The sequence below is a fragment of the Salinibacter sp. genome, assembly GCF_042218895.1.
Classification (GTDB): Bacteria; Bacteroidota; Rhodothermia; order Rhodothermales; family Salinibacteraceae; genus Salinibacter.
This window is the reverse complement of sequence record NZ_JBDGQQ010000105.1, coordinates 1-3,971: the sequence shown is the minus strand read 5'-3', so window position 1 is coordinate 3,971 and position 3,971 is coordinate 1. Positions and strand designations below refer to the sequence as shown.

Genomic DNA, 3,971 nt, shown 5'->3' with positions numbered 1-3,971 from the left:
GGCGATCTGCCCTTTGTTCCGAATGAAGGCTTCAGTGGACTTTTCCGTGTCCCCGTTTCGTCTGATTCGCATTTTGATCCGCTATGATGAATACTTCCCGATACGTTTTCGTCGCCGCTGTTCTCCTCTCCGGGGCCGCCATTTGGGGAATTTGGCACCAAGCATCGGTCTCCCGCGCGCCGGCTGATGCCGGGTCGACGGCTGGCTCCGAGCTGGAAGCACGCACTCAGGCTCCCTGGCAGGGGTTTGAGGCCAAGGCCGGCCTCGGAACCAAGGAGGACCCCTTCGCTCGGGTGCGCTACCGCTGGAAGCGCCTGCACAATCCTGAGACTGGGCGCATCCCGCCCGACATCCGTTCCAAGGAGCTCACCTTCGCGAAGCGCCTGCCGGAGGCCCTCCAGCAGAAGTCCTCCAGTTCATGGATTTCACGCGGTCCCGGCAACATAGGGGGCCGCTCCCGGGCCGTCGCCTACGACATGACCGACGAGAGCGGCAACACCATTCTCGCAGCGGGGGTATCCGGCGGCATGTGGCGCACCACCGATGGGGGGAACACTTGGACGCGTGTCTTCGAGGAGAATCAGCGCCCGAGCGTGACGACGGTGGTGCAGGATCCGCGGAGCGGGAAGCGAAACGTGTGGTACGCCGGCACGGGCGAACTTCGAGGCAACTCGGCAAGCGGTGGAGACGCCTTCTACAAAGGAGATGGCATCTACAAGTCGACCGACGGCGGGCGGAGCTGGACGCAGCTGCCCAGCACAGAGAGTAGGGAAAGCGCCTTCGATAGCGCCTTCGACATCGTCCACCGCGTACGCGTGGATCCTTCTAATTCCTCTCAGGACGAGGTGTACGCGGCAACGTACGGGGGCATCCAGCGGAGTACGGATGGCGGGGCCACCTGGACAACAGTCCTCGATGGGCTCCCCTCCTCGGGAGATCAGACCAACTGGACAGACGGGACGGTGACCTCCAGTGGCGTCGTGTACGCGACGATGGGCAGTAGTGGAGAGAAGCGGGGGCTTTACCGGTCGACCGACGGGGTAAACTGGACCGAAATTACGCCCTCGGGGTGGCCCTCCGGACAGGACACGTACTTTCGAACCGTCCTCAGCGCGAATCCCTCCGACGAAAGCGAGGTGTGGTTCCTGGCACAGGCTCCAGGTTTTGGCACCAGCGGGCACGTGCTCTGGAAATACGATGCCGACGCCAGTGAGGGAAACCAGTGGACGAACTACAACGAGGCCCTCCCGAGCACCTTCAACTCGCAGGGCGGCTATGACCTGCTGATTGCGGTTCACCCTAGCGACTCGTCAAAGGTGTTCGTGGGGGATGTCAACCTGTGGCGGCTCGACGTGTCAGACTCGGGCGGCGGCTCAGCGACCCAGATTGGCGGGTATCCGTACGATGGGCAGTCCGGCGGCAGCTTTTACAATCCGCCTGACAGTGATCCCCAGCATCCCGATCAGCACACCATCGCTTTTCATCCGACGAACCCCGACCGGATGCTCACAGGGAGCGACGGCGGCGTGCACGAGACCCTGAATAACATGGCATCCGGCGATGGTGGGGTCAAGTACAACAGTCTGAACGAAGGCTACGTCACGACCCAATTCTACGATGTTTGCGCCAACGCGGACCCCAGTGATCCAACGATTATGGGGGGCATGCAAGACAACGGGACGTGGTACACACAGTCCAGAAGTTTGTCGAACGACTGGAAGAATGAAGCCGGTGCGGATGGGGGATACTGTGAGATCGTAAATCGGTCGTCCAAGGAGGGCACGATCCGCTACGCGTCGTCGCAGGGGGGCAGAGTGTACCAGTCCATCTATGGACCGGACGGCACGCGGCAAAAGGCCCGGTCTACCTTCCCGAGAGAAGCTTCCGGGCAGCTTTTCATCCACCCGTTTGAGCTCGATCCGGCCGATCCTACGATCATGTACTACCCTGGGGAAACGTCCTTGTGGCGGAACACGAATTTGGAGGGCGACGACCCCAGTTCATCGTGGACCGAGCTCTACCTGGCCGCGCCGAACGGATACAGCATCACGGCCCTTGAGGCTTCGAAGGCCAACGACGCGCACGTGCTCTACTATGGGGCCCAGGACTCGGACGGAGACGAAACTGCGGAGCCGGCCCGTCTCTTCCGAGTGACCGGTGCGGACTCGGTGTCCCAGTCTGACTTCACGAGGACCGAGCTGCCTTCAGCGGAGGCGACAACCTTTCCGAAGGGAGGGTTCGTCAGCGATATCGCCGTCGATCCACGGGACAGCGATAGGGTTCTCGTGGCGATCTCCAACTACCGGGTGACGAGTCTTTTCTACTCGAAGGACGGGGGACAGTCGTGGACCGACGTGGAGGGGAATCTTGGGGGGTCGACGGGGCCTTCAGTCCGATCCGTCGACATCCTCCCTCAGCCCGCTCTCGGCCAGACGACGTACTACGCTGGGACGAGTGTTGGGCTCTTCTCGACAACTGCCCTCGGGGGCGATGCAACGTGGACCCAGGAGGGCCCAAACAGCATCGGGAACGTCGTGGTGTCGGACGTTGAGGCCCGAAACAAAGACGGGCTCGTTCTGGCCGGGACGCACGGCAACGGAGTGTTCAGCAGCTCGGTTGTCGTTCCCGTGGAATTGGCCCGGTTCGACGCGACGGTTGCGGAGGGCGGGGTGACCCTCAGCTGGAGGACCGCCAGTGAGACGAACAATTCAGGCTTCCGGGTCCAGCACCGCTACCGGGGAGGCGAGTTCGAGACGCTGGACTTTGTAAAGGGCAACGGCACGACGAGCCAGGCGAACACGTACCGCTACCGCGTTCCGGATCTGCCGCCGGGTTCTCACACCTTTCGCCTGAAGCAGGTCAACACCGACGGGACCACAAGCCAGCTCGAATCGCGGACCGTGACGGTTTTGCCCTCGGGGGCGTTTGAACTGACCGAGGCTGCCCCGAACCCCTTCCGGTCCGCCACGACGATGCGCCTGACGGTCCAGAGGTCCCAGCAGGTTCGCGCGGCGGTGTACAACACGCTCGGCCAGCGGGTCGCTACCCTTCTTGACCGGACCCTCTCGGCCAACGAACCCGTGGATCTGTCGGTAGAGGCGAACGGACTGTCCAGCGGGGTATACTTTGTGAAGGTACAGGGGGACTCCTTTGAGGCGACCCGACGGGTGGTGCTTGCCCGGTAGGGGTCGTCGGGCCACACCGTTTTCAATCACTGTAGGCAGCCAACATGGCCGGTTTTTCGACGTGGAGTCTCGTTGCGCTCAGTCTCGTGGTCCTTGCCGGGACCTGTAGCAGACCTCGAACGGGGGCAAACAGCCCGCAGGACCCCGACACCACGGCCGTCGCAACGGACAGTGCCGAAGAAGACAGCGCTGCGAGAACCGGTGCGAGAACCAACCAACCTCCTCCCCATACAGCGCGGCTCCGGGGGACCTTTCGCTCGTGCAGCTTCGAAGAGAACTCCGGCCAGTGCACGATTCAGATCGAGGAAGTTGAGGCGTACGGAATGTCCACCCCGCCGGTGGCTTCTGGGACTCGCACCGTTTCGGTCCGGCCGGTCGTCCGTCGGGATTGGACCGCGGAAGAGCTCGTCGCAGCCGGGACGCGGACCATGACGATCCAGCACCTCAGAGAGGGGCTCCGGCGTGGGGATGAAAAACGGGAGGGGTCGGAGTGGACGCTGACAGGGGTTTCGGAGTAGGGCTGGCACCAGTCTGATTGGCTCGACTGGGTCTCGGCTCCCGCATCCAGGAATACGTCCCAGCCTGTCTCTTTTGTCTCAACGGCCAGGTTAGGCCATGTGGGAGCAGGGTGCCGCTGGCGAGTTGTCGTCTGGGACCGTTGCCCTCACAAGGGCCAACTGCGGTCCGCTCCGGGAGCGGGCATGGATGTATCGCCTCTTTGTCCCTACGAGAGCGGGCTCGGCCCAACTCGTGGTGCAGCACGGGCCGGACGAGGCCCTCACCATT

Annotated in this window: 2 protein-coding genes; both read left to right on the top strand. The window is 63.0% G+C overall.

What is annotated here, in order from left to right; all coding sequences use genetic code 11:
• The first annotated feature begins 86 nt into the window (after positions 1-86).
• On the top strand, positions 87-3,185 hold the full coding sequence (locus ABEL04_RS09570) for a T9SS type A sorting domain-containing protein (RefSeq protein ID WP_375802167.1): 3,099 nt from the start codon (positions 87-89) through the stop codon (positions 3,183-3,185).
• A 44-nt stretch (positions 3,186-3,229) separates the two neighbouring features.
• Positions 3,230-3,703 (top strand): hypothetical protein, encoded by a 474-nt coding sequence (locus ABEL04_RS09565; protein ID WP_375802166.1) that lies wholly within the window; start codon positions 3,230-3,232, stop codon positions 3,701-3,703.
• Positions 3,704-3,971 lie beyond the last annotated feature (268 nt).

Bases quoted from the DNA above. Each gene is read 5' to 3' on its own strand.
- ABEL04_RS09570 (WP_375802167.1), top strand. From the start codon at position 87: ATGAATACTTCCCGATACGTTTTCGTCGCCGCTGTTCTCCTCTCCGGG.
- ABEL04_RS09565 (WP_375802166.1), top strand. From the start codon at position 3,230: ATGGCCGGTTTTTCGACGTGGAGTCTCGTTGCGCTCAGTCTCGTGGTC.